Raw genomic sequence first — 25,441 nt, 5'->3', positions numbered from 1 at the left:
ACCAACCGAGGGACTGCAAATGAAGATTGGCTTTATCGGTGTGGGAAGCATGACCAGAGCGATCATTCCGTTGCTCATCCGGGCCGGCCATCACGTATCGGCATGGAACCGTAGTCACGCTGCGATTATGGATCTCGAAGGAGTAAGCGTTCTCGAATCCCCGTCCTCGGCCTTTCAGCAAGAGGTCGTCATCAGCCTGCTGGCCGATGATGCCGCCGTCAGGGAAGTGCTGCTGTCCAGCGCTGCTCTGGAAAATGCAGACAAGGCCTGCGTGCATGTCGTGATGTCGACTTTGTCGCCTTCACTCATGGTCGAGTTGCAGGGCATGCATGATGCAATCGGCATGGCATTGGTCGCGGCACCGGTTTTCGGCGTGCCCGCCGTGGCCGCGAGCGGCGAGTTGAACATCCTGGCGGCCGGATCGCAGCTAGCTGTCTCGACGGTTCAACCGCTGTTTGACCTGCTCGGGAAAAAAACCTGGTATCTGGGCGATCAGCCTGAACACGCGTGTATCGCGAAAATCGCCGGCAACATGATGATCACTCAAGCCATCCAGTCGCTGGGCGAAGCAAGCGGACTCGTTCAACGCCACGGACTGACCCCTTCGATTTTCGTCAACCTCATGACCCAGACCCTGTTCGCCTGCCCCAGTTATCAACGGTATGGGCAGAACATCGCCAACAACAGCTTTGAACCGGGTTTCAAACTGTCTCTTGGCCTCAAGGATATAAATCTGGCTATTGATGCGGGCCGTCTCAAGGACCTGGAACTGCCTGCTGCGGATGCAGTGCGATCGAAAATGACGTCGGCAGTAGCCCGGGGAGACGGGCACAAGGACTGGTCGGTCTTCGCTACACAGACACTTACCCAATCAGCCGTTCATGCCCAGCAACCCTGGCGAAGCGCACCGATAAAACGTACGCGGCGTGGCAACTTCTGGGTGACCGGCGCCCGTGTTACCCAGAACGGTAAAAATTTCCAGAAGGGTCCGATGTACGTAGCCTGGGAATCCCCTGAGCACATCACTCAAGCCTATCCCGTGGTGCTGGTGCACGGCGGCACGCTGCAGGGCACCGAATGGCTGGATACACCCGATGGTCGCCCGGGATGGGCGCAGCGGTTCCTCGAAGCGGGCTTCGTAGTCTTTCGCGTCGACAGACCCGGCCACGGGCGATCGCCGTATCACCCCGACATCATGGGACCGATGGGGCCAGCGTTCTCCTATGAACGCGCCCGCGAAGTTTACTTTCCAGAGGGAGGTGGAGAAACGCAGTGGCCGTTTGAGTCGGATGACGAAGCAGCGTTTGACGCCTTCATTGCAGCTTACGGCCCCATGCCGGCTGACCTTGCGGCCTCGCAGACCCTGGACGCGGACCGACTGGCCGAACTGCTCGACAGAATCGGTAAGGCCATCATCGTTACGCATTCCGCTTCCGGGCCCAGTGGCTGGTTGGTCGCCGATCGTCGACCCGACCTGATCGCAGGGATTGTGGCAGTGGAGCCTATGGGGCCGGTATTTGGCCATACGCCGGGTATAGGCAGCCTCGAATGGGGACTGACCGCCGCCCCTTTGACCTTTGATCCGCCTCGCGAGACGGCGGAGCAAGTCCGCGCAGCAGAACCATCAACCCTGAAAATTCCCGGATTGCAGGGCGTTCCGGTAGCGCTGATGACAGGTGAGACATCAGCGTTTGCTTCTTACGCATCCAGCATTGTCCCTTTCCTGCGAAATGCCGGTGCCAACATTCACCACCTGGATCTACCGGCACTGGGTATTCACGGCAACGGCCACGGATTGATCTATGAACGCAATTCAGACTCGGCTTTCAAGGTAGTCATGCAGTGGCTGGAGGAATCGTTGAACATGCCCGATCCCGCGTAAAGCGCCTGCTCAGGTTCTCCGTCCAATCATGGAAGGACCAAGGAAGGGTACAGACAAGCCCCTTAGAACAACTGCCACGAGGTTATCCATGGACAATTCCGACATCACGCGTCAACTCTCGGCATTCAGACAAACCATCGACAATATCGACGCCGCGCTCATCCACATGCTTGCTGAACGGTTCCGCTGTACTGATGAGGTCGGCTTGCTTAAAGCCCGACATCAATTGCCAGCGGTGGACAAGAAGAGAGAGCAGCATCAATACGAACGTCTGACAGCCCTCGCCCAGGAGGCCAACCTCGATACGGCCTTCGTCCAGAAGCTGATGCAGTTTGTCATCGGTGAAGTGGTCGACCGCCACAGACAATTTGCGACCAGGCATAACCCAGGACTCTGCGAGGGCGCTGTCCTCAAACCTGAAAACACCGCCGTCTAACCCGCCGCCTCCCCTCACTAGACGCCCGGGAATTGCTGATAGATCGCAGACAACTCGATAGAGAAGCGACTGAATAAGCCCCTTTCTCCGACCGATTCCTGAAAGGCAATTAGACTATCAAGACGAGCAGAACCGCATGAAATGGCCAATGATCGATCAGATTCGCAGTTTCACTGTTTTACCCTCTGGCTACACATGGGATTACCTGAAACGCGAGGAGATCGATGTAGCGATAATTTTTTTCCAGACGTGGTTTCCCTCCATTACGGTGGGGTTAGGGAGCCCTTTTCTGAACCAGCAATTTTATGAAGACAACGTGGTGCTCGAAGACGATCTGGAGCGGGCGATGTTCGCTATAGTGGTCCGCCGAAATCATGAAATCGTCGCGATAGCAACGTGGGAAAAAATTGACGGCGCTGATGTCATCTTCGGGCGAGTGGGCGCGGTAGCCAAACATCATAGACAAACCAAACTGGCCGTAGCTGCCCAAGACCTCGGAGAAAAAATGGGAAGGTTCATGGGAGCGGGCTTGATCTATGGTATGGCGACAACCAGCGCTCCGTATATGCAACAAGCATTGGAGCATGCGGGTTACAAAGCCGTAGGAATAATGCCTGGCTTCGACCAAGAGGAAACAGAGCCAGGAATCGTTCGCAGGGTTTACGAAGTCATCTACGCAAAACGACTCGCCCCCAACTCAAATTTTCTGATTCCTTCAGTACACAACCTCACACCGACCGTCGCTCGGCTTTATGCAGAAATATTTCACGAAACAATCAGGGCTGAATGAGAGGCAAGCATAAAACCAGTGTGTTTCGGATCAAATAAAGATCCTCGCTCACGCTGATTGCGTTGCTCGGGAGCGCCGCTTTAGCTTGCGTGCCAAAAGAACGCGAAGGCGCACCGAATACCAGGTACTGCCATACTGGAGTCAGTCGCAGGTCACCATTCAAGATCACTCGCACACTCAATGCGATTGGGGGCAAAAGGGGGGGCAAATAACAGCATTATCGACCTGAAAACGCCTTCCTAGAGCCTAGTCAAAATGTTTTTTGGTGATCCGGACAGCCTGTAACAGAACTCCACTAGATTATATAAAGACCTTTCATAATTGGTTCTTTAAAAGGTGCGGGTGACTCATGGCAGTCCCTCAAAACAAACAAGAACTGCTCAGCGTCATCAAGCAGGTGCCTGCGCATCGGGTCAACGAACGCAGCCTACATGAAGCCGCTGCCGGCAGCGGTGATGTCATAGGCGACGGCGACATCGCGACAGGCTCTACGTCATTTCCTGGCGCGGCGCGCAGCCCAGCGACCAACCGAAGTTCATGCCCGCAGCCGCCAGCAGAATGGCGCCCGCCCCGATCACCTGCAGGCCTCCAAGCGGATGCGCGAAGGCAACCCAGTCAACCAGGATGGCCACGATCGGATAGATGAATGACAGTGCGCCGACCAGCGTCGTGGGGATTTTCTGGATGGCGCTGTACAAAAGGGTCGACATCAGACCGGTATGGACCACGCCGATAATGATCAGGTAAGCCCAGGCACCCTCGATCATAGTGACTCTGGTGAAGTCGACGAACGGTGCCAGGGCCAGCACGCCTACCACCATCTGGATCAGCACGATCAGGTGCGCGGGCAAGTCCTTGAGGCGCTTGGTGATCGCCGCCGCGACAGCGTAGAAAAAGGCTGAAGCCAAGGCCAGGCAAACGCCCAGCAGGTAGTCGGCGCCTGCGGCCTGTCCATTGCCTTTGGCGGACACGATCAGCATCAGACCGGCGAAGGCCAGCAGCAGCCAGCCGACCTTGGCGAGGTTGAGGCGTTCCGCGAAGAACAGCACACCCAGACCAACCAGCATGAACGGCTGAACGTGGTAGACCACCGTTGCAATGGCGATAGTGGAATGTTTGTAGGCACTGAATAGCAGCACCCAGTTCAGAATCAGCGCCACACCGCCCAGGCATACCAGCAAGAACTGCCGAGCGTTGATGCGGCAACGGCGCAGCACACCGAGCATCAGGCACGCGATCAGCATCGCCATTGCGCCAAAAAGGCACCGCCAGAACACCACCGCCTCAGGACTCTGTCCCGACATGATGACGAACCAGCCCACCGTGCCGGAGATCACCATGGCCGAAATCATTTCCAGCGTCCCACGGGTTTTCGACTTCATCACTCACTGCTTCCCTGCTGTTGGCATTGCCGCACCCTGACCCGCCATTCGCGGGCCTGGCTCAAAAATAGAACTTTATAATGAATTAATGGCCGTTATACTGAACAGCGCACGGGTAAGCGTCAACCCATTTCAGGATGATATGCAGAACAAATGAACAGCAAAACGAACGAAACGTTGAGGAATAACGCCAGCCGAATTGAGTTACTGGCCCTTTCAATCAAACGCGAGCGCCTGGCCGCCGGGCTTTCCTTGACCGAGCTGGCGAAGCGCGCCGGGGTGGCAAAGTCGACGTTGTCTCAGCTGGAGTCAGGCATCGGTAATCCCAGCATCGAAACCTTGTGGTCACTGGCGATTGCAATGGGCTTGCAAGTCACCCGGTTCTTCGAACAACCCCAGCAGGCACTGAGGATAATTCGCGCCAATGAGGGCATGACGGCCTATGCCGAGACTGCCCATTATGCAGCGACACTGCTCGCTGATTGCCCGGCGGGCGTGCAGCGCGATATCTACCGGCTCAACGTGCAACCCGGCGAAGTTCGGCGGTCTCAGCCCCACCCACAGGGCACCGTAGAGCACGTGGTGCTGTGCAGCGGCAGTGCCCATGTCGGCCCGGCGACGGGACCTGTGTTGCTGAATGCTGGCGACTACATCAGCTACCTGGCGAATGTGCCTCACGTGTTCGAAGCACTCGAGGCGGACACCACTGCGGTGATGGTGATAGAACATCCCTGAGGGTGCGAAAGGCTTCAGCGGCCTCCGAGCGCGGCCTAACCGGTGCGCTGTCGGCGGATAAACCTGCGGGCTAAAACACGAAACTGTGCCCGAGTTCTCCCTCCATCCACTCCAGGAAACGCCTGACCCTGGGAAAGCTCGAGTGCGATGCGCTTGCTGCGTGGCAACGTACCGTTGGTGCTCGACGAATACGGCTATAAATTCGAGATTGGCAAAGCCAAGACCCTGCGCACGGGCAACGATGTCCTGATCATTTCCACCGGGCTGATGACCATGCGCGCACTGGAAGCGGCCAAGGAACTCCAGGCGGAAGGCGTGGATGTCGCGGTGTTGCACGTACCGACCATCAAGCCTCTGGATGAGCAGACTATTCTGGCCGAGGCCAGAAAGTCGGGGCGCCTGGTCGTGACGGCGGAAAACCACTCCATTATCGGCGGCTTGGGCGAAGCCGTGGCGACCGTGCTGTTGCGCAACGGGGTGACGCCGACCTTCCGGCAAATCGCTCTGCCGGATGCGTTTCTCGATGCCGGCGCACTCCCGACGTTGCACGATCGCTACGGTATTTCTATCCAGGCGGTGTGCGCGCAGATCAAGGACTGGCTATAAGGGCTATCGGCCGCAGCTTCAGGCCTGCGGCAACCGCGCAACGACCTTGATCTCGAAATCAAAACCATACAGCCAGGTCACGCCGACCGCCGTGATCGTTGGAAAAGGCGCTTGCCCCCAGTAATGCGGTACCACTTCCCATACGTCTTCGAAGATTTTTTGCGGATCGACCATGAAGACGGTCACGTCCTGCACATCATCAAAGGTGCAACCGGCAGCAGCCAATACGGCATTGAGATTGTTGAAGGCACGGTGAACCTGAGCCTTGAGCTCCGGTTCGGGCGATCCGTCTTCACGGCTGCCGACTTGTCCTGAAACAAACAGCAGGCCATTACTGCGCACCGCAGCCGAGTAACGATTGCGCTCGTAAAGGTCCTGGCGTGCGGCGGGAAATACTGCGTCTCGAGTGTTCATCAGCAAAACTCCAGTGGTTGGTCAGCGACATCAACACTGTAGGGCGCTTGCCCAGGGCGGATAAACCAGCAATGCTGGCCATCACTGTTTGCGATTCCCAAACAATCTGGAGCGTCCATGGACCGTTTCGACGCCATGCAAGCCTTTGCGCGAGTGGTAGAGACAGGCAGCTTCACCCGCGCCGCCCGCACCTTGCACATGAGTAAAACCACCGTCACCCAGTTGATCCAACAATTGGAAGCGCGCTTGCGCGTGAAGCTGCTCAACCGCACCACACGCACGGTAAAAGTCACCGCTGATGGCCTCGCCTACTACGAGCGGGTGCAATTACTGCTGGCCGCCCTGGATGATGCCGACACCGCGCTGTCCGGGGCCGCAGCCGCGCCGCGCGGACGCCTGCGGGTCGACGTGCCCAGCCCACTGGCCCGTTTGATCCTGATCCCGGCCTTGCCGGCGTTTCATGAGCACTACCCGGATATCCAGCTGGACCTGGGCGTAAGCGACCGGAATATCAGCCTGATCGATGACAGCGTTGATTGCGTGATTCGCGGTGGAGAAATCACCGATATTTCGCTAGTGGCACGGCACATCGCGGACTTGCCGCTGGGCGTGTACGCGGCGCCCGGTTACCTGGCACTGCATGGCACGCCCGCTCACCCGCGAGAATTGCAGGAAGGTACGCACCGTGTCGTCGGTTATCGCCAGGCGCGTACCGGCAAGGCGCTGCCCTACACGCTGCGACGCACAGAAGAAACCGTGGTAGTGCACGGCCGGCACGCGCTGACAGTCGACGATGGCAATGCCTACCTGGCCGCCGGCCAGGCCGGGCTGGGCGTGCTATGGCTGCCGCACTACATGGCGATGCAACCCGTGGCGAATGGCGAACTGGTCCGGCTGTTCGAAGACTGGACCATCGCGCCGATGCCGCTGCATATCGCCTACACGCCGAACCGCCATGTAAGCCGCAAGTTACGGGTGTTCATGGACTGGGTGATGGAGTTGATGGCAGAGCATGTACCGCAGATTGCCCCGCCCTCGCCCGGCAGATGATGTTCCGTTTCATTTGATCTTGATCACCACTTTGCCTTTGGCACGGCCTTGTGCCAGATAGTCGAGCGCTTCCTTGGCCTGCTCGAACGCAAACACCTTGTCGATCACCGGCTGGATTTGGCCCGACTCAAGCAGCTTGCCAATTTCAGTCAGTTGGGCGCCTTCAGGACGCGCAAACAGGAAGGAATACGCCACGCCGTTTTTTCTCGCCAGCCGCACGATCTTGCGACTCATCAGCCCGAAGACGAACTCGAGGAAGACATTCAACCCACGAGCGCGAGCAAACGCTTTATCCAACGGCCCGACGAGGGAAATGATCTTGCCGCCAGGCTTGAGGATCTCGACGGCCTTCTCGATGGCATCTCCTCTGATCGTACCGAGCACCAGGTCATAGCCGTGCAGCACGTTCTCGAACGCTTGCTGCTTGTAATCGATCACCTCATCGGCGCCCAGGATGCCGACCATCTGGACATTGGCGGTACTGGTGTTGGTTGCCACCTTGGCACCGAGGTACTTGGCCAGCTGGATCGCAAACGTCCCAATGCCGCCGGAACCCGCAGGAATGAAGACTTTCTGGCCGGGTTGCAGATCGGCGCGCTCTTTCAGGGCTTGCCACGAGGTGAGCCCGACCATCGGAATCGAAGCGGCTTGCACAAAGTCCAGGTTGGCAGGCTTTGGCGCAGCGACAGCCTCGGGCACCGCCACATATTCAGCGATTGACCCGGTGCCCAGGTCGAACACATTGGCAAACACGGCATCGCCCACCTTGAAGCGGGTCACATTGCTCCCCACCTCGGCCACCACGCCGGCCAGGTCGCTGCCCATGACGGCCGGCAATTGGAACTTCAAGACCGGCTTGAACACCCCTGCGGTGATCATGTTGTCGACCGGGTTAACGGCTGCGGCATGCACTTCGACCAGCATTTCGTTGGGTTTCAACACTGGACGAGGCACTTGGGCAAATTCGATGCCTGGAGATTTACCATAGCGTTTGAAGGTGAGCGCTTTCATGGTGCTGTGATTCCGTAGAGGGATGGATATCAGGCTTGCGCTTGATAACGCTCGGCGGCATGGGCTTGGCGAATGTCGCTCAACAACCCTTGGCGCGCCTGATCCAGCGCATCCCAACGACCCGCCGCGTGCAGTGGCGGAATAGTGACGAGCTCGCGACGGTCAAAGCCGACCAATGCAGCGTCTACCAGCTCTTCAACATCCATGACGTCGGAAAGCGTGTTGAGGTCGATCCCGGCGCGCTCCCAGATTTCGGTGCGGGTTGCCGCTGGCAGCACGGCCTGCACATACACGCCTTTGGGCGACAACTCCACGTTCAGGCCTTGGGACAGGAACAGCACGTAAGCCTTGGTGGCGCCATAAATCGTCATGCCGAACTCGGGTGCGAACCCCACCACTGATCCAAGATTGACGATCGAGCCTGTACCGGCCTGCGCGAAGCGTGGCGCGACTGCTGCTGCAAGGCGTGTCACCGCGGTGATGTTCAGTGAGATAAGCCCTTCGATCGCCTCGGTGCTTTGCTGGACCATACTGCCGGACTGAGCCAGGCCGGCATTGTTGATCAGAATGCCGATACGGGAGTCGACGCGCAGGCGGGTTTCGACGGCGGTGAGATCAGCGCTACGGGTCAGGTCGGCTTGCAGCACGTCGACCGCCACGCCGGTGTCTTTACGTAGACGTTCGGCCAGGGTCTCAAGGCGTGCCTTGTCACGTGCAACAAGCACCAGGTCGTGGCCACGACGAGCAAAGCGTTCGGCGTAGGTGGCGCCAATCCCGGAGGAGGCGCCAGTGATCAGCACAGTAGCAGGCGTTGTCATGCGATGAATTCCTTCATAAGGGTTTTTGGCACGGGCTGAAACGGTGTGAGCTTCAGCCGCAGATTCAAGGATTCTGCTGTTGGAACGCACTTATGATTACGGCCATAATCTAAAATGTCAACGGTTTGATGTCGATCAACATCAATGTATGATGAAGCACTCACACTTGAACAAAACGTTGTTGGGTATTCGATGAAGGTCACTAAACAGCAAGCACAGGCCAACCGGGCGCACATCGTTGAAACCGCCTCCGCGCTTTTTCGCGAGCGCGGTTATGACGGCGTCGGTATTGCCGATCTGATGGCGGCGGCGGGCTTTACCCAGGGAGGCTTTTACAAGCACTTCCGGTCCAAAGCCGATCTGATGGCAGAATCGGCCACTTGCGGCTTGATGCAGTCCACCGCATTGACGGCTGAGGGTTCAGCGTCCGAATTCTTGAAGGTGTATCTCTCTCGTGAGCATCGCGACAACCGCGCCACCGGCTGCACGATGGCGGCGTTGTGCGGGGATGCGGCGCGCAAAAAAGAGGACGACGTGCGGGCCACATTTGCTGCTGGCATCGAGGCTCAATTAGCAGCGTTACGAGGCAAGTCCGACAGTGCGGACTCTGCCGAGGCTCGGGCAAAGCGCCTCGCCACAATGGCGCATGCATTGGGCGCCATCGTCATGTCGCGCGCCTGCCCTGACGACTCGCCGCTGGCTGATGAGATTCTGCAGGTTTGTCGCGAAGCAATCTTCGCGTCGTTGACGCCAGATGACACCCGTGAATTGATTGACTGAACGTCACAGCAACCGCAGCCTGAGACGTGTGTCGCAGTGCCGTGTGAAACAGTTGTCGGCGACGGCGCGATCACCCAGAATCGCGCCCCCGACCATCGGGCACTACAGGGATATTCTGCACATGGCTGCTTCAAATAAATGGCTGATGTCTTCAGTCGCTTATTACCTCGACTTTTTCACCGTCCCCCTCTTCGTCATCCTCGCCCTCTGCCTCGCTCCCTTTGACCTCGGCGTGGCGCTCGTGGGCCTGTTGGTATGGACGCTGGTGGAGTACTCGGCACACCGCTTCCTATTCCACTCGCTGTACCGCCGCGAGCATTGGACCCACCATGTCGATGTGCTCGCCTTTATCGGTGTGTCCAGCTGGAAAACCAGCTCGACCTTTGCCGCGCTACTGCTGTTCGCCTGGTACACCGAGCTGACGTCGGCCTTTATCGGCGCCGTGGTGGGCTACCTCTATTACATCTCGGTGCACTACGTGATGCACCGCCCGCAGCACTGGGCCTATGCCTTTATTCCAGGGCTCGTGGCCAATCATGATCTGCACCATCGCCAGGGTATCGAGAAGAACTTCGGCGTGTCTTCGCCGCTGTGGGACCATGTGTTTCGTACTTACATTCGGGCTGAGGTCGCCCGGGCACGCTAGCCGGGTAGCCATTCAGGGTCATGCCGTCAATGTGCAGTGACACACAACGTCATCCGCTTAGTGGCAACCTTCCTTGCAGCTCCCGTAAAAGACCTTTGCTATCACGGCCATTGATAGCTCCCTAACGAAAGCCCCATGCTAGAGGGCTAAACTCGCGCTTATATCATTCCGAATGATAGTTACCTTTGCTTCATTCGATTCGTGACATAGCACATCGCCGCGCATGATCCGCCCATCTCAAATACATTGGCGGATGCACCTCATGGAACAGTCACTCAAACATTTGCGCTTCCCCTTGGCGATTTTGGCCGTAGTGGTGATGAGCGCGTGCGGCAAGACCCCGGAACAAGCGGCCGCCATGCCTGCTGCCAAAGTCAGCGTGGCGAAGGTGCTGGAACAACCAGTCAACGAGTGGGATGAATTCACCGGTCGCCTGGAAGCCCCAGAAACCGTGCAGATTCGTCCACGGGTCTCTGGCCAGATTGACCAAGTCGCTTTCACCGAAGGCGCTTTGGTCAAGAAAGGCGACCTGCTGTTCCAGATCGACCCGCGTCCGTTCCAGGCTGAAGTGCGCCGCCTTGAAGCCCAGTTGCAACAAACCCGCGCCGCCGCCACCCGCAGCGATAACGAAGCGCAACGTGGCGAGCGCCTGCGCCAGAGTAATGCGATTTCCGCCGAACTGGCCGACTCGCGCACCACCGCTGCCCAGGAAGCCCGCGCGGCCGTCGCCGGGATCCAGGCGCAGTTGGACCTGGCCAAGCTGAACCTGAGCTTTACCCGTGTGACCTCGCCGATCAGCGGCCGCGTCAGCCGTGCCGAAATCACTGCCGGCAACCTGGTGACCGCTGACACCACCGCGCTGACCAGTGTGGTCTCCACCGACAAGGTCTACGCCTACTTCGACGCCGATGAGCGCGTGTTCCTCAAGTACACCGAGCTGGCTCGCCAAGGCCGCCGTGGTGCAACCACGCCGGTGTACCTGGGCCTGTCCAACGAAACCGGCAACCCGCACTTGGGCCAGATGAACTTCGTCGACAACCAGGTCAACCCGGCCACCGGCACCATCCGGGGTCGCGCTGTGTTCGATAACAGCAAAGGCGAATACACCCCCGGCCTGTATGCACGCCTGAAACTGGTCGGCAGCGGCACCTACTCTGCCGTGTTGATCACTGACGAAGCCGTCGGCACCGACCTGGGCAAGAAATTCGTGCTGGTGATGGAAGGCGACAAGCCGGCCTATCGCTCGGTGGAACTGGGGCCGAAGATCGAAGGTTTGCGCATCGTGCGCAGCGGCCTGAACAAGGACGACACCATTATCGTCAAGGGCCTGCAGCGCGTGCGCCCAGGGTCGCCGGTGGCCCCGGAAACCATTCCGATGGCCAGCCAGGAAACCCTCGCCGCCTTGGCCAAACAACGACAAGCGCTTGAAGCCAGCAACCTGGAACAAGTGGCGCCGGATAAAGCCGCGCCCAAACTTGCCAGCGCGACTCCACGCGGTTAAGGGATACGACTCAAGATGAATTTTTCCAAGTTCTTCATTTCGCGGCCGATCTTCGCAGCAGTGCTCTCGCTGTTGATCCTGATCGCCGGTGCGATCTCGCTGTTCCAATTGCCGATCAGCGAATACCCGGAAGTGGTGCCGCCGACTGTGGTGGTCCGCGCCAACTTCCCGGGCGCCAACCCCAAGGTCATCGGTGAAACCGTCGCCGCTCCGCTGGAGCAGGCGATCACCGGCGTCGAGAACATGCTGTACATGTCCTCGCAGTCGACCGCCGACGGCAAGCTGACCCTGACCATCACCTTCGCCCTGGGCACCGACCTGGACAACGCGCAGGTGCAAGTGCAAAACCGTGTGACGCGGACTCAGCCGAAACTGCCTGAGGAAGTGACGCGCATCGGTATTACCGTGGACAAGGCCTCCCCCGACCTGACCATGGTGGTGCACTTGACCTCCCCGGATCAGCGCTACGACATGCTCTACCTGTCCAACTACGCGTTGCTCAATGTGAAGGATGAGCTGGCGCGTCTGGGCGGTGTGGGTGACGTGCAACTGTTCGGCATGGGCGATTACTCCCTGCGTGTGTGGCTGGACCCGAACAAGACCGCTTCGCGCAACCTGACCGCCACCGATGTGGTGACCGCGATCCGTGAGCAGAACCGTCAAGTGGCTGCCGGTGCCCTGGGTGCGCAACCCGCGCCGACTGCCACCGCCTTCCAGTTGTCGGTGAACACCCAAGGTCGCCTGGTGACTGAGGAAGAGTTCGAAAACATCGTGATTCGCTCAGGCGACGACGGTGAAATCACCCGCCTCAAAGACATCGCACGGATTGAGCTGGGCTCCAGCCAATACGCCCTGCGCTCGTTGCTCAACAACCAACCGGCCGTGGCGATCCCGATCTTCCAGCGCCCTGGCTCCAACGCCATCGAGATTTCCAACGAAGTGCGCGGCAAAATGGACGAGCTGAAAAAGAGCTTCCCGCAAGGGATGGACTACAGCATCGTCTATGACCCGACCATCTTTGTGCGCGGCTCCATCGAAGCGGTGGTGCACACCCTGTTCGAAGCGCTGATCCTGGTTGTCTTGGTAGTGATCCTGTTCCTGCAGACCTGGCGCGCGTCGATCATTCCTTTGGTGGCGGTGCCGGTATCGTTGATCGGTACGTTTGCGGTAATGCACCTGTTTGGCTTCTCGCTCAACGCGTTGTCGCTGTTCGGCCTGGTATTGGCCATCGGTATCGTGGTGGACGACGCCATCGTGGTGGTGGAAAACGTCGAGCGCAACATTGAGCTTGGCCTGGAACCGTTTGCGGCGACTGAAAAAGCCATGAGCGAAGTGACCGGCCCGATTGTTGCCACCGCGTTGGTGCTGTGTGCGGTGTTCATTCCGGCGGCATTCATCAGCGGCTTGACCGGGCAGTTCTATAAACAGTTCGCCTTGACCATTGCGATCTCGACGGTGATCTCGGCCTTCAACTCGCTGACCTTGTCCCCAGCCCTGGCCGCCGTGTTGCTGCGCAGCCATGACGCGCCAAAGGATCGTTTCTCGAAGGTTCTCGACAAGCTGTTCGGCGGCTGGTTGTTCAAACCGTTCAACCGCTTCTTTGACAAAGCCAGCCACGGCTACGTCGGCACCGTACGCCGGGTGATTCGCGGTAGCGGTATCGCGCTGTTCCTGTATGCCGGCTTGATGGTGCTGACCTGGTTCGGTTTTGCCCACACCCCGACCGGTTTCGTACCGGCCCAGGACAAGCAATACTTGGTGGCCTTCGCCCAATTGCCGGACGCCGCGAGCCTGGACCGCACTGAAGACGTGATCAAGCGCATGTCTGACATCGCGCTGAAACAACCGGGTGTGGAGGCCGCCGTGGCCTTCCCGGGCCTGTCGATCAACGGTTTCACCAACAGCCCGAACAGCGGCATCGTGTTCGTGACCTTGAAACCGTTCGACGAACGTAAAGACCCGAGCATGTCCGCCGGTGCGATTGCCGGCGCGTTGAACGGTAAATACAGCGACATCCAGGAAGCCTACATGGCGATCTTCCCACCGCCGCCGGTACAGGGCCTGGGTACGATTGGTGGCTTCCGCCTGCAGATCGAAGACCGTGGCAACCTGGGTTACGACGAGCTGTACAAAGAAGTGCAGAACATCATCACCAAGAGCCGCACCACGCCGGAGCTGTTCGGCCTGTTCACCAGCTACACGGTCAACGTGCCCCAGGTCGATGCGGCTATCGACCGTGAAAAGGCCAAGACCCACGGCGTGGCGATCAGCGACATCTTCGACACCCTGCAGATCTACCTGGGTTCGTTGTATGCCAACGACTTCAACCGCTTCGGTCGCACCTACCAGGTCAACGTGCAGGCTGAACAACAGTTCCGCCTGGATGAAGACCAGATCGGCCAGCTGAAAGTGCGCAACAACAAAGGCGAGATGATCCCGTTGGCGACCTTCATCAAGGTAAGCGACACCTCGGGCCCGGACCGCGTGATGCACTACAACGGCTTTATCACGGCTGAAATCAACGGCAACGCTGCACCGGGCTACAGCTCGGGCCAGGCAGAAGCTGCGATTGAAAAACTGCTGAAAGACGAACTGCCCAACGGCATGACCTATGAGTGGACCGACCTGACTTATCAGCAAATCCTTTCGGGCAACACCGCACTGTTCGTGTTCCCGCTCTGCGTGCTGCTGGCGTTCCTGGTACTCGCCGCTCAATACGAAAGCTGGAGCCTGCCGCTGGCGGTGATCCTGATCGTACCAATGACGCTGCTGTCGGCCATTACCGGGGTGATCATCTCGGGTGGCGACAACAACATCTTCACCCAGATCGGCCTGATCGTATTGGTAGGCCTGGCGTGTAAGAACGCGATTCTGATCGTCGAGTTCGCCAAGGATAAACAGGCAGAAGGCCTCGACCCGCTCGCTGCGGTGCTGGAAGCCTGCCGCCTGCGTCTGCGGCCGATCCTGATGACCTCGTTCGCTTTCATCATGGGTGTGGTGCCACTGGTGTTGTCCAGCGGTGCAGGTGCCGAGATGCGTCACGCAATGGGCGTGGCGGTGTTCTCCGGGATGATCGGTGTGACCTTCTTCGGTCTGTTGCTGACGCCAGTGTTCTACGTACTGATCCGTCGCTATGTGGAGCGCCAGGAAGCGCGCAAAGCGGCCAAGGCCTTGAAGCTGGAGACACAGCAATGAGTGTGAAAGTATTCTTGCCGAGCTTGCTGGTACTGGCGCTGAGCGCCTGTGCCGTAGGCCCGGACTACAAAACCCAGACCCCGGAGGCGGCCAATGTGATGGCCGCCGCCGATGCCAAGAAATATGACCACGCCAAGTTCGAAGGCATCTGGTGGCAACAGTTCGAGGACCCGACCCTCAACCAGTTGGTGACTCAGTCGCTGCAGGGCAACCGTGATTTGCGCGTCGCCTTTGCCCGTCTGCGGGCCGCCCGCGCCATCCGCGATGACGCCAGCAATGACGCGATGCCGACCATCACCAGCCGCGTCAGCAGTGACCAGGGCAAAGGCCAGATTCCGGGCCAGACCACTAGCCGCGTCAAGACCGAGCGTTACGACCTGGGCCTGGACATGGCCTGGGAGCTGGACCTGTTCGGCCGCATCCAGCGCAACCTGGAAGCCACCGACGCCGACCAGCAGGCCGCCGAGGCTGACTTGTACCAACTGCAAGTCACCATGATTGCCGAACTAGTGGATGCCTACGGTCAACTGCGCGGCGCGCAACTGCGTGAACGCATTGCCCTGGACAACCTGAAGAACCAGCAGGAATCGCGCACCATCACCGAAAGCCTGCGCGATGCCGGCGTGGGTGATCAGTTGGATGTGGAACGTGCCGACGCACGCCTCGCGGCGGTTGAAGCCAGCGTGCCGCAACTCCAGGCCGAGCAAGTGCGCGAGCGCAACCGCATCGCCACCCTCCTCGGCCAGCGGCCCGACAAGCTCACCGTAGACCTTGGTCCTAAAGACCTGCCAGCGATTGCCAAGGCATTGCCGATTGGCGACCCGGGGCAACTGCTGCAACGTCGCCCGGACATCCTCAGCGCCGAACGCAAACTGGCCGCCGCCACTGCGCGTATCGGTGTGGCCAAGGCCGATTTGTTCCCACGGGTCAGCCTCAGCGGCTTCCTCGGCTTTACCGCCGGGCGTGGTTCGCAGATCGGCTCGTCCGCCGCGAATGCCTGGGCCCTTGGCCCGAACATCACCTGGGCCGCCTTTGACCTGGGCAGCGTACGCGCCCGTTTGCGCGGCGCGGATGCCGAGGCTGATGGCGCGCTGGCAAGCTACGAGCAACAAGTGTTGCTGGCGTTGGAAGAATCCGAGAACGCCTTCAGTGACTACGGCAAGCGTCAGCAACGCCTGGTCTCACTGATCCGCCAAAGCGAATCCAGCCGCGCCGCCGCCGACCTGGCTGCGATCCGCTACCGCGAAGGCACCGTGGACTTCCTGGTGCTGCTCGACGCGCAACGTGAGCGTCTGGCCGCTGAAGACTCCCAGGCGCAGGCCGAAGTCGACTTGTATCGCGGGATTGTGGCGATCTACAAGGCGCTGGGGGGTGGTTGGAAGCCGGACACGGTTGTCGCCACCGCCAAGTGAAGTAAAGAGCTCCTTTGGTTGGTCGCATCCAGCCAATTTTTAGCCCCGTGGTCCATTCGGTCACGGGGCTTTTTTTTGCCTGAAACCCGAGTTCACTGAGCGGGACGGGCGCGACGATCACGTCACTTGGATTTCGCCCTTCGTGCCCTGTCGATCTTGTCATAGTGCGCACGTGTTTCGATGTTCAAGGCTGAGGTAGCTTTGTCCGCAATCTCGACGGTGGTCCAATCAAACACATTGGACACGCGATAGATCAACTCGCCGTCCGTGAGAAACACCTCATGACGGCCATCGGTGTCGGGTACCAATTGCGCCTTCTGCATCAAGGGAACCTGCCGTTTGACGCGCTCAACGTCAGTGGTATTAAACGAGATGCTCAACTGTTTGAGACGGTCAGCATCATCAAAATAGGCACCCACGACATAGATCGGAACATCGCCCAAGCTGTAAGGATGGTTGGGCTCTAGCGCCCTGTAGTAAGGCATTGGAACTGAATAGCTCAAGTTGTATTCCCTGTTTACCTGCGCAAAGTAGGGCTTGAGCGTGTCAAGGACCTGCTGACGTGACATACCCAGGGTGAAATCACCAATGCCCAACGCCGACCAGGCGGTCAGCGGGAAAAGCGCCCAGCACAGCAACATAGCCAATGACTTTCGCACGATCACTCTCCTTGAATGTACCGGCGCAAACTACTACGGCAGGCGCGTAAAGCGAAGGGGGTTGGCGCCAGGGATCAACGGTTTTCGTTGAGAATCAGACTGCGGTAATGCCCCGGATTCGACCCCGCCCACTTACGAAATGCCTTATAGAAGGAGCTGGTGTCCGCAAATCCGAGTCGCTCGGCAATTTCAGCAAAGCTGATCTGTGGCTCCGCCAACCACACAATCGCCAACTCCTTGCGCACACTGTCCTTGAGCCCCTGATAAGTCTGCCCCTCTTCCGCCAGGCGACGGCGCAAGGTTGAGGCCGAGATGCACAGGCTCGTGGCGAGGCCTTCGGTTTCCGGCCAGGTGTCGGGGGGCATTTGGCGCAAGTCGTGTTTGATGCGAGTAGCGAGGCTATCGGGGTCGCGGTACTTGACCAGGATATTGGCCGGCGCGTGGGCCAGGAAGCGCTTGAGTTCTTCCGGGCTGCGCTTGATCGGCACGTCGAGGCAGTCGGCGGAGAAGATCATGCGGGTGCGCGGCCGGTCGAAACGCAGGTTGTCGGAGAACATCACCTGATAGTCAGCGCAGAAATCCGGTTTTGGGCAGCGCAGCTCAATGGCCAGGATCGGAATCCGCCGTCCGGCCAGCCAACAGGCTACGCCGTGCACAATCATCCAATACGTAAAGTAGGTGAAGGCCCTGTTGGGTTCGGGCTCCGGTTCCAGCAGCACGATCTCCGCCAGACTTTGTTGACGCACCAGTTGGGCCGGCATTCGCTCCAGCATCAGTGACAGAAACCCCAGGCCGGTTTCCAGGCTTGCGCCGAGGGTGGGTTGCGCCATGGAAGCGCGGCAAAGGAAGGCCAGGCTGCCAGACCTGAGCTTGCGCGGGTCCATGCCGAAGAACTCATCGTCCATACGCCGCGCCAGCAGGCGCCATAGACGCGCATAGGTCGTGGCCGAGACGCGCGCATCGGGCTGGTCCAACAGTGCCGGGGCGATACCGGCTTTGTTCAACACTTCGACGGCGGCTTCACCGGGTGCGCAGCTCTGCAACAAGGCTTCGCGCACGAGGTGGAGGGAGATGGTGTCTTTTTCCGACATGAGCGATCGGGCATCCGGCTGCACACAATAGTGGCGTGCATCATAAGGTGGGTCGCGATTTGCCACCACCGTTCAGTCCCTGTTCAGCAAACGTCAAGAATTGTTGTTTAGCAATGAGTATCATTATGTTACAACTTAGCTTCCTATCTAGTTCACCCCGCGGTGCCGAATGCTCGTTCCCTTTCTCATCATGCTGCGCGAAGGCATTGAAGCCGCATTGATCGTTGGCATCATCGCCAGCTACCTGCAACAGACTGGCCGTGGTCAGTGGATGCCGGCTGTCTGGATCGGCGTATTCCTCGCCGCTGCGCTGGCCCTGCTGGTCGGTGGCGGCCTTGAGTTGGTCAGCGCGGAGTTCCCGCAAAAGCAGCAGGAACTGTTCGAGGGCATCGTCGGCCTGGTCGCCGTGGGCATCCTCAGTTCGATGGTGTTCTGGATGCGCAAAGTGGCGCGGTCCATCAAGCATTCCCTGCACGCCTCCCTTGATCATGCGTTGGCCGGTTCCAAACACCAGGTGACCGCGCTGATCCTGATGGTGTTTTTCGCGGTGGCCCGTGAAGGCCTGGAAACTGTGTTCTTCCTGCTGGCGGTGTTCCAGCAGAGTGAAGGCCCGGGCGCGCCGATTGGTGCCCTGCTTGGCCTGGTCCTGGCGATCATCGTCGGTTTCCTGATTTACACCGGCAGCATGCGCCTGAACCTCGGCGCGTTTTTCCGCTGGACCGGCCTGGTTATCCTTGTCGTCGCCGCCGGCATCCTCGCCAACTCGGTGCAAGCCCTGCACGAAGCGGGCGTGTGGAACCACCTGCAAACCGTGCTGTTCGACTTCAGCGCCGCGCTGCCAATGGACAGCCCGCTGGGTTCGGTACTGGCCGGCATGTTCGGCTATCAGGAAGCGCCCACCGTCAGCACCCTCGGTGCTTACCTGATTTACCTGGTGGTGGCGCTGGTGATGTTCTTCCTGCCCGCCGCACCGCCCAAGCCTGCCACCACGCCTTCTTCCGTTTCCACCCACTAAGGACCGCCTCTTGTCCAACCCAACTCCTCAACCGGCTCTGCCACCCCGCGCCCTGCGTTGGGCCGTGGCAGGCTCGGTGGTCGTGATGATCGCCGCCGGTGGCCTGTTCTATTACGCCTCGCAACTGGCGGCCAGCAAGCGCCAGGCCAACCACAATGAAATTGCCGTGACGATCCACGGCCATGCCTGCGAACCGAATGAACTGACGGTACCGGCCGGCCGCGCGAGCTTCCGCATCATCAACCGCTCCGAGCGTGCGGTGGAATGGGAAATCCTCGACGGCGTGCTGGTGGTCGAAGAACGGGAAAACATCGCCCCCGGCCTCAGCCAGGTGATCAACGCCAACCTGTTGCCCGGCGACTATGCAATCACCTGCGGCCTGCTGAGCAATCCACGTGGCACCTTGCATGTGACGCCCACCGCCGAGTCCGACGCACAGGCCAAGGCCAAGCCGTCGATGGTCGCGTTTATTGGCCCGCTGTCGGAATTCCGCGTGTACTTGAGCAGCCAAGGCAGCGCATTGGTCAAGGCCGTGACCGCCTTGCAGCAAGCAATCGACGCGGGTGACCTGGCGCAAGCCCAAGCGCTTTACCTACCGGCGCGCGAGGCTTACCAGCGACTGGCCCCGGCGTCGCAACGCCTGGCGGAGTTGGACAACGCGATCAACGCCCGCGCCGACTACTTCGAGAAACGCGAACAGGACCCAGCCTTCAGCGGCTTCCACCGCGTCGAATACAGCCTATTCCAACAACGCAGCCTCGAAGGCCTGGCGCCGATTGCGCAGCGCCTGGTAACCGACGTCACGACATTGAAGCAACAACTGCTGGCCCAGTCCCTGCCGCCGGAGCAACTGGTGAGCATCGTGGTGCGCAACCTCAATAGCCTGGCCGATGTGCGCGCCATCAGCGGTGAAGAAGAGCGCTACAGCCACGTCGACCTGAATGGTTTTGCCGCTAACTTGGAAGTCGCCCACAAGGTTGTCGAGCTGATGCGCCCGCTGCTGACCAAGTCCGCCGCCGACCTGTTACCAAACGTCGACAGCGCCCTCGCGGCCTTCGACAGCGAACTCAATGGTTTGAAAGTCGACGGCCAGTACCGCCGCTACGACAGCGTGACCGCCGATCAGCGCAAGCAGATCGCCGACAAGGCCAAGGCTCTGGCCGTTGCACTCGATGGAATCGACCCCGCCCTTGGCCTTTCCGGCCTGCAGTGAAGACGACCGCCACATGAGTAATTCAGAACAGTTTGACCTTCAGCGCCGCCGTGTCCTGCTGGGCATGGCCGCCACCGGCGCCGCGATTGCCGGTAGCACATTGAGCTGCCCGGCCATGGCCGCCGCAGCGGAACAAGTCACCACGGCACCCCGCAGTGACAAAACCCAGGACCACCACGATTTTTTTGGCAAGCACCAAACTGGCATCGTCACTCCACGCCCGGCCTGCGGCATGCTGGTGGCGTTCGATGTACTGGCCAGCGACCGTGAAGACTTGGAACGCCTGTTCCGCACGTTGAATGAACGCATCGCTTTTCTGATGACCGGCGGCACCGTGCCGCAAGTCGATCCGAAACTGCCGCCCACCGACTCCGGCATCCTCGGCCCGGTGGTGACGCCGGACAACCTCACCATCACCGTGTCTGTCGGTGAGTCACTGTTCGACGAGCGCTTCGGCCTCACGGCAGTCAAGCCCAAGCGCCTGAGCCGCATGGTCGGTTTCCCCAACGACGCGCTGGAACCGGCGCAGTGCCACGGCGACCTGAGCCTGCAGTTCAGCTCCAACACGCCCGACACCAATATCCACGCCCTGCGCGACATCGTGAAGAACCTGCCGGACCTGCTGCTGGTGCGCTGGAAGCAGGAAGGCAGCGTACCGCCGCAGGCACCGAGTAAACCCGGAGAACCTGCGCAGAGCGCGCGTAACTTCCTCGGTTTCCGTGACGGTTCGGCCAACCCGAATTCCAACGACGCCACGGCCATGGACCAGATTGTGTGGGTCCAGCCTGGCAGCGACGAACCGGCCTGGGCGGCCAACGGCAGCTATCAGGCCGTGCGCATCATCCGCAACTTCGTCGAGCGTTGGGACCGAACGCCGCTGCAAGAGCAGGAAAGCATCATCGGCCGCATCAAGCCGACCGGCGCGCCGATGGACGGCGACAAAGAAACCCAGGTGCCCGACTACAGCAAGGACCCGGAAGGCAAATTGACCAAGCTCGATGCCCATATCCGCCTGGCCAACCCGCGCACCCCGCAGACTCAGGCCAACCTGATCCTGCGCCGGCCGTTCAACTACTCCAACGGCGTCAACAAAAACGGTCAGCTGGACATGGGGCTGTTGTTCATCTGCTACCAGGCTGACCTGGAGAAAGGCTTTATCAGCGTACAAACCCGGCTCAACGGCGAGCCCCTGGAGGAGTACCTCAAGCCGGTCGGCGGCGGGTACTTCTTCACCTTGCCAGGGGTCACGGGACCGAAGGATTTCATCGGGCGCACGCTGCTGGCTGCAACGCCCCCTCAAACCACTGCCACTACCTAAAACAACCCCCAGAGCGGAAATCGTCCCATGAAGAAGTCGACCATTGCGTTTTCGTTGTTGCTGACCCTTTCGCCGCTGGCGGCGTTTGCCGCTACCGCGCCGCTGGACCTGGTAGGCCCGGTGTCGGACTACAAGATCTACGTCACCGAAGAAATCGGTGAGCTGGTCACCCAGACCCAGGCGTTCACCGACGCCATCAACAAAGGCGACCTGGCCACCGCCAAGAAGCTCTACGCGCCGACCCGCGTGCACTATGAGTCCATCGAGCCGATTGCCGAGCTGTTCAGCGACCTTGATGCGTCCATCGACTCCCGCGTCGATGACCATGAAAAAGGCGTGACCGCCGAAGATTTCACCGGCTTCCACCGCATCGAATACGCACTGTTCTCGCAGAACAGCACCAAGGGCCTGGAAACCCTCACGGCCAAACTCAACACCGACGTCAACGACCTCAAGACCCGCGTCGACGACCTGACCTTCCCGCCGGAAAAAGTCGTCGGCGGCGCCGCAGCGCTGCTTGAAGAAGTCGCCGCCACCAAGATATCCGGTGAGGAAGACCGCTACAGCCACACCGACCTGTACGACTTCCAGGGCAACATCGACGGCGCGAAGAAAATCGTCGACCTGTTCCGTGGCCAGATCGAGAAGCAAGACAAAACCTTCCTGGCCAAAGTCGACAAGAACTTCGCCACCGTGGACAAGATCCTGGCCAAGTACAAAACCAAGGACGGCGGCTTCGAGACCTACGACAAGGTCAAGGAAAGCGACCGCAAGGCGCTGGTGGGTCCGGTCAACACCCTGGCTGAAGACCTGTCCATGTTGCGTGGCAAGCTGGGCCTGAACTAAACGCTGGATAAAAAAAGACCCAGCCCTGTTGAGGGGCTGGGTCTTTTTTTCGCCTGCAGTTCTACAGGATGCGGTACAGCAACCGCTCGATCCGAACGCGGCTGACCCGACGCAGGAATTTGCCGACCGCCTCCGGGTAGTCCAGCAGCGTTTGCAGGTCCTGATAACGCTCGATACGCGTGGTGTGCTGGAAAATCTGCGCCAGCTCGGTGCGGCGTGGTTCAAGCCACTGGCCTTGCGGGTCGTCGATCAGCAAAGCGTTTTCCAAGTCGAGGCGGAACGCTCGCGGGTTGAGATTGTTGCCGGTGAGCAACGTGTAGCGCTGGTCGACCCACATGCCCTTGAGGTGGTAGGTGTTGTCGCCGTCGTGCCACAGGTGCAGGTTCAACTGGCCGTGGTCGATGTCGCGCTGATGCCGCTTGGCGAAGCGGCGCAGGCTGATTTCGTAGAGGTAGGGCAGCGCGGCAATGACTTTGAACGGCTCGCTCGGCGGAATGTAGAAGTCGTTGGCGGTCTTGTCGCCAACGATGATGTCGACCTTCACACCCCGCGCCAGGGCGCGGTTGATTTCGCGAGTCACCGGCAGCGGCAGGTTGAAGTACGGCGTGCAGATGGTCAGCTGATGCTGGGCGCTGGCGATCAGTTCGAGGATCACCCGGTTCAGCGGGTTGTTCTTGCCAACCCCGAGTAACGGGCTGACCGACAGGTGACCATTGGGCAACTGCCCCGTCGTGGTGTCGTAGGTCGCGTGTTTCAAACGGCTGCGCAAGTCGCCGATATCATTGCGCAAGCTGCGCGTGGTCGGGGGATTGGGCAGGTCCAGGCGATTAACTGCCTTGGAGGCGACAAGCCCGTGTTCCACCAGGTGCTGCATCGAGTCGGCGAGCGGCTGGCTGTGGATCAGGTGGTAACGGTCGAAGCGGTACTTGTCGAACTTGTGCAGGTACACGTTATTCAGGCTGGCACCGCTGTACAGCACCGTGTCGTCGATCACAAAGCCCTTGAGGTGCAGCACGCCGAACAACTCGCGGGTTTGCACCGGTACGCCATACACCGGCACTTCAGTGCTGTGGCTGTGGGTCATGGACTGATACCAGGCGCTGTTGCCTGGCTGTTTGCCGGCGCCGATCAAACCGCGCTGGGCGCGCAGCCAGTCGACCACCACCACGATGTCCAACGCCGGCCGCGCAGCCTTGGCCGCGTGCAGCGCATCGTAGATCTCCTGCCCCGCCTCGTCCTGCTGCAAGTACAGCGCAACAATGTAGATACGCCGCGTGGCCTGGGCAATCTTCTCCAGCAGGCAACGGCGATACGCGTCGGCGCCGGACAGCACCTCAAGGGCGTCGGGAGTGAGGGGGAAACCGCGCAGTTTGGGCAACAGGGAGCGTTTGAAGAACGACGGCATAAGGCTCGCAATGGGTCGAATCCGAAGAGGCCCCGAGCTTACACCATGGGGGTGCTCAGGTCTCGCTGTGCGGCATGGAAAAAATTTAATTGACCAAGAAGAACGATCGTTCTACTGTTCGCCACATGAACGACATGATCAGTAATGAAACCCGCGAAATCATCCTCGACGTCACCGAAAAGTTGATCTACCGCCATGGTATCGCCGCCACCGGCATGGACTTCCTGGTGAAAACCGCCGGTGTCTCGAGAAAAAGCATTTACCGCTACTTCGCCAATAAAGACGAACTGGTGATTGCCGCTCTGCAGCGCCGCGATGAGCGCTGGATGCAGTGGCTGCGCGACGAGGTGGAGCGCAGCGAAGGCACAGGTGAGCGCCTGCTTGCGCTGTTCAGCGCGCTCAAGGCCTGGTTCGGTACTGCGGATTTTCGTGGCTGCGCCTTTATCAACACCAGTGGCGAAACCGGCGACCCGCAAGACCCGGTGCGCCTGCTGGCCAAGGCGCATAAACAAAAACTGTTCGAGTATGCACTTGAACTGTGTCAGGCACATGGTACCCCCGACCCTGAACGGCAGGCCGCGCAACTGCTGATCCTGATCGATGGCGCCATTACCGTTGCCCTGGTGATGGGCGATTCAACAGCGGCCGATAATGCGCAATGCATGGCGCAAACGTTATTGGGACTTTGAACGCACTGGCAGGCGCAACGCTCGATAAAACCTATTGTTTGAGGAATTGCCCGATGTCATCAATTGCAGAAACACGTCCGCCCTTGCCGCCGTTTACCCGCGCGTCGGCCATCGAAAAAGTGCGCCTGGCCGAGGACGGCTGGAATTCGCGCGACCCGCAACGGGTGTCCCTGGCCTACACCCTGGACACGCAGTGGCGCAACCGTGCCGAATTCGCGCATAACCGCGAAGAAGCCAAAGGCTTTCTGACCCGTAAGTGGGCCAAGGAGCTGGATTATCGGCTGATCAAGGAGCTGTGGGCGTTCACCGATAACCGCATCGCGGTGCGCTATGCCTATGAGTGGCACGACGATTCGGGTAACTGGTTCCGCTCTTATGGCAACGAGAACTGGGAATTCGATGAGAACGGCTTGATGGCCAATCGTTTTGCTTGCATCAACGACCTGCCGATCAAGGAAAGCGAACGCAAGTTCCACTGGCCGCTGGGCCGGCGCCCGGATGATCATCCGGGGCTGTCCGACCTGGGCTTGTAACCCTTTGGAACTGG

23 protein-coding genes and 1 pseudogene are annotated in these 25,441 nt (G+C 59.7%); 17 read left to right on the top strand and 7 right to left on the bottom strand.

What is annotated here, in order from left to right:
• Positions 1 to 19: 19 nt before the first annotated feature.
• The 3 genes from BFP95_RS29910 to BFP95_RS03755 all read left to right on the top strand — a co-directional run bounded on the left by BFP95_RS29910 (position 20) and on the right by BFP95_RS03755 (position 3,108).
• Positions 20 to 1,882 carry an NAD(P)-binding domain-containing protein gene (locus BFP95_RS29910; RefSeq protein ID WP_256534127.1) on the top strand — a complete coding sequence of 621 codons (1,863 nt, stop codon included), beginning with the start codon at positions 20 to 22 and terminating at the stop codon, positions 1,880 to 1,882.
• An 88-nt stretch (positions 1,883 to 1,970) separates the two neighbouring features.
• Positions 1,971 to 2,318: a chorismate mutase gene (locus BFP95_RS03760; protein ID WP_065873174.1), complete on the top strand. Its 348-nt coding sequence runs from the start codon at positions 1,971 to 1,973 to the stop codon at positions 2,316 to 2,318.
• A gap of 136 nt (positions 2,319 to 2,454) precedes the next feature.
• Complete coding sequence (locus tag BFP95_RS03755) at positions 2,455 to 3,108, top strand: hypothetical protein (protein ID WP_127927330.1); 654 nt, start codon at positions 2,455 to 2,457, stop codon at positions 3,106 to 3,108.
• A 488-nt stretch (positions 3,109 to 3,596) separates the two neighbouring features.
• Here the strand turns inward: BFP95_RS03755 and BFP95_RS03750 are convergent, their stop codons facing one another.
• Positions 3,597 to 4,490, bottom strand: a complete 894-nt coding sequence (locus BFP95_RS03750; RefSeq protein WP_065873176.1) for a DMT family transporter — start codon at positions 4,488 to 4,490, stop codon at positions 3,597 to 3,599.
• 153 nt (positions 4,491 to 4,643) lie between these two features.
• On the opposite strand from BFP95_RS03750, the gene BFP95_RS03745 reads away from it, so the two are divergent.
• Together BFP95_RS03745 and BFP95_RS03740 are read left to right on the top strand one after the other, a co-directional pair.
• Positions 4,644 to 5,225, top strand: coding sequence for a helix-turn-helix domain-containing protein (locus BFP95_RS03745; protein ID WP_065880471.1), 582 nt, complete (start codon positions 4,644 to 4,646; stop codon positions 5,223 to 5,225).
• A gap of 147 nt (positions 5,226 to 5,372) precedes the next feature.
• Positions 5,373 to 5,831 (top strand): annotated as a pseudogene (locus tag BFP95_RS03740) (transketolase C-terminal domain-containing protein); the annotation flags it as partial.
• Positions 5,832 to 5,849: 18 nt separating this feature from the next.
• Here BFP95_RS03740 and BFP95_RS03735 read toward each other — a convergent pair.
• Positions 5,850 to 6,245, bottom strand: a complete 396-nt coding sequence (locus tag BFP95_RS03735) for a RidA family protein (protein ID WP_065873178.1) — start codon at positions 6,243 to 6,245, stop codon at positions 5,850 to 5,852.
• Positions 6,246 to 6,362: 117 nt separating this feature from the next.
• Between BFP95_RS03735 and BFP95_RS03730 the strand changes: the two genes are divergently transcribed.
• Complete coding sequence (locus BFP95_RS03730; RefSeq protein WP_065891013.1) at positions 6,363 to 7,295, top strand: LysR family transcriptional regulator; 933 nt, start codon at positions 6,363 to 6,365, stop codon at positions 7,293 to 7,295.
• 9 nt (positions 7,296 to 7,304) lie between these two features.
• Here the strand turns inward: BFP95_RS03730 and BFP95_RS03725 are convergent, their stop codons facing one another.
• Together BFP95_RS03725 and BFP95_RS03720 are read right to left on the bottom strand one after the other, a co-directional pair.
• On the bottom strand, positions 7,305 to 8,306 hold the full coding sequence (locus BFP95_RS03725; protein ID WP_065909307.1) for an NADP-dependent oxidoreductase: 1,002 nt from the start codon (positions 8,304 to 8,306) through the stop codon (positions 7,305 to 7,307).
• 29 nt (positions 8,307 to 8,335) lie between these two features.
• Positions 8,336 to 9,124 carry an SDR family NAD(P)-dependent oxidoreductase gene (locus BFP95_RS03720; RefSeq protein WP_065909305.1) on the bottom strand — a complete coding sequence of 263 codons (789 nt, stop codon included), beginning with the start codon at positions 9,122 to 9,124 and terminating at the stop codon, positions 8,336 to 8,338.
• Between the two features lie 192 nt (positions 9,125 to 9,316).
• Here BFP95_RS03720 and BFP95_RS03715 point away from each other — a divergent pair, with 192 nt between their 5' ends.
• The 5 genes from BFP95_RS03715 to BFP95_RS03695 all read left to right on the top strand — a co-directional run bounded on the left by BFP95_RS03715 (position 9,317) and on the right by BFP95_RS03695 (position 16,658).
• A complete protein-coding gene (locus BFP95_RS03715) occupies positions 9,317 to 9,904 on the top strand; it encodes a TetR family transcriptional regulator (protein ID WP_065909303.1) in 588 nt (195 codons plus the stop codon).
• A gap of 121 nt (positions 9,905 to 10,025) precedes the next feature.
• Positions 10,026 to 10,550, top strand: coding sequence for a sterol desaturase family protein (locus BFP95_RS03710; protein WP_065880466.1), 525 nt, complete (start codon positions 10,026 to 10,028; stop codon positions 10,548 to 10,550).
• A gap of 262 nt (positions 10,551 to 10,812) precedes the next feature.
• A complete protein-coding gene (mexE, locus tag BFP95_RS03705; protein ID WP_065873183.1) occupies positions 10,813 to 12,051 on the top strand; it encodes a multidrug efflux RND transporter periplasmic adaptor subunit MexE in 1,239 nt (412 codons plus the stop codon).
• A gap of 15 nt (positions 12,052 to 12,066) precedes the next feature.
• Positions 12,067 to 15,246 (top strand): efflux RND transporter permease subunit, encoded by a 3,180-nt coding sequence (locus tag BFP95_RS03700; protein ID WP_065909299.1) that lies wholly within the window; start codon positions 12,067 to 12,069, stop codon positions 15,244 to 15,246.
• Positions 15,243 to 16,658 carry an efflux transporter outer membrane subunit gene (locus tag BFP95_RS03695; protein ID WP_065873185.1) on the top strand — a complete coding sequence of 472 codons (1,416 nt, stop codon included), beginning with the start codon at positions 15,243 to 15,245 and terminating at the stop codon, positions 16,656 to 16,658. The genes BFP95_RS03700 and BFP95_RS03695 overlap by 4 nt, the downstream gene beginning before the upstream one ends.
• A 122-nt stretch (positions 16,659 to 16,780) precedes the next feature.
• On the opposite strand, the gene BFP95_RS03690 is transcribed toward BFP95_RS03695, so the two are convergent.
• Positions 16,781 to 17,317 carry a hypothetical protein gene (locus BFP95_RS03690; RefSeq protein WP_139113199.1) on the bottom strand — a complete coding sequence of 179 codons (537 nt, stop codon included), beginning with the start codon at positions 17,315 to 17,317 and terminating at the stop codon, positions 16,781 to 16,783.
• A gap of 74 nt (positions 17,318 to 17,391) precedes the next feature.
• Positions 17,392 to 18,408, bottom strand: coding sequence for an AraC family transcriptional regulator (locus tag BFP95_RS03685; protein ID WP_065880463.1), 1,017 nt, complete (start codon positions 18,406 to 18,408; stop codon positions 17,392 to 17,394).
• 169 nt (positions 18,409 to 18,577) lie between these two features.
• Between BFP95_RS03685 and efeU the strand changes: the two genes are divergently transcribed.
• Genes efeU through efeO (BFP95_RS03665) form a run of 4 tightly spaced genes read left to right on the top strand, consistent with a single transcriptional unit; the run spans position 18,578 to position 22,800 of the window.
• The gene (gene efeU / locus BFP95_RS03680) at positions 18,578 to 19,423 is read left to right on the top strand and encodes an iron uptake transporter permease EfeU (protein ID WP_065909297.1); all 846 of its coding nucleotides are present in this window, start codon (positions 18,578 to 18,580) and stop codon (positions 19,421 to 19,423) included.
• Positions 19,424 to 19,433: 10 nt separating this feature from the next.
• Positions 19,434 to 20,636, top strand: coding sequence for an iron uptake system protein EfeO (gene efeO, locus BFP95_RS03675; RefSeq protein ID WP_065880462.1), 1,203 nt, complete (start codon positions 19,434 to 19,436; stop codon positions 20,634 to 20,636).
• 13 nt (positions 20,637 to 20,649) lie between these two features.
• Positions 20,650 to 21,954, top strand: coding sequence for an iron uptake transporter deferrochelatase/peroxidase subunit (gene efeB, locus BFP95_RS03670; protein ID WP_065880659.1), 1,305 nt, complete (start codon positions 20,650 to 20,652; stop codon positions 21,952 to 21,954).
• 27 nt (positions 21,955 to 21,981) lie between these two features.
• Positions 21,982 to 22,800 carry an iron uptake system protein EfeO gene (efeO, locus tag BFP95_RS03665; RefSeq protein ID WP_065909295.1) on the top strand — a complete coding sequence of 273 codons (819 nt, stop codon included), beginning with the start codon at positions 21,982 to 21,984 and terminating at the stop codon, positions 22,798 to 22,800.
• A gap of 61 nt (positions 22,801 to 22,861) precedes the next feature.
• On the opposite strand, the gene pssA is transcribed toward efeO (BFP95_RS03665), so the two are convergent.
• Entirely contained in the window at positions 22,862 to 24,205 is a 1,344-nt protein-coding gene (pssA, locus tag BFP95_RS03660) for a CDP-diacylglycerol--serine O-phosphatidyltransferase (RefSeq protein ID WP_065873191.1), read from the bottom strand.
• A 125-nt stretch (positions 24,206 to 24,330) separates the two neighbouring features.
• Here pssA and BFP95_RS03655 point away from each other — a divergent pair, with 125 nt between their 5' ends.
• Together BFP95_RS03655 and BFP95_RS03650 are read left to right on the top strand one after the other, a co-directional pair.
• Positions 24,331 to 24,894, top strand: coding sequence for a TetR/AcrR family transcriptional regulator (locus BFP95_RS03655; RefSeq protein WP_065891018.1), 564 nt, complete (start codon positions 24,331 to 24,333; stop codon positions 24,892 to 24,894).
• 53 nt (positions 24,895 to 24,947) lie between these two features.
• Positions 24,948 to 25,427 (top strand): nuclear transport factor 2 family protein, encoded by a 480-nt coding sequence (locus BFP95_RS03650; RefSeq protein ID WP_049708495.1) that lies wholly within the window; start codon positions 24,948 to 24,950, stop codon positions 25,425 to 25,427.
• Positions 25,428 to 25,441 lie beyond the last annotated feature (14 nt).

Origin of the sequence: Pseudomonas sp. 58 R 12 (assembly GCF_900005865.1) — a bacterium.
GTDB classification, from domain to species: Bacteria; Pseudomonadota; Gammaproteobacteria; order Pseudomonadales; family Pseudomonadaceae; genus Aquipseudomonas; species Aquipseudomonas tritici.
This window is presented reverse-complemented; position numbering and strand designations above follow the sequence as displayed.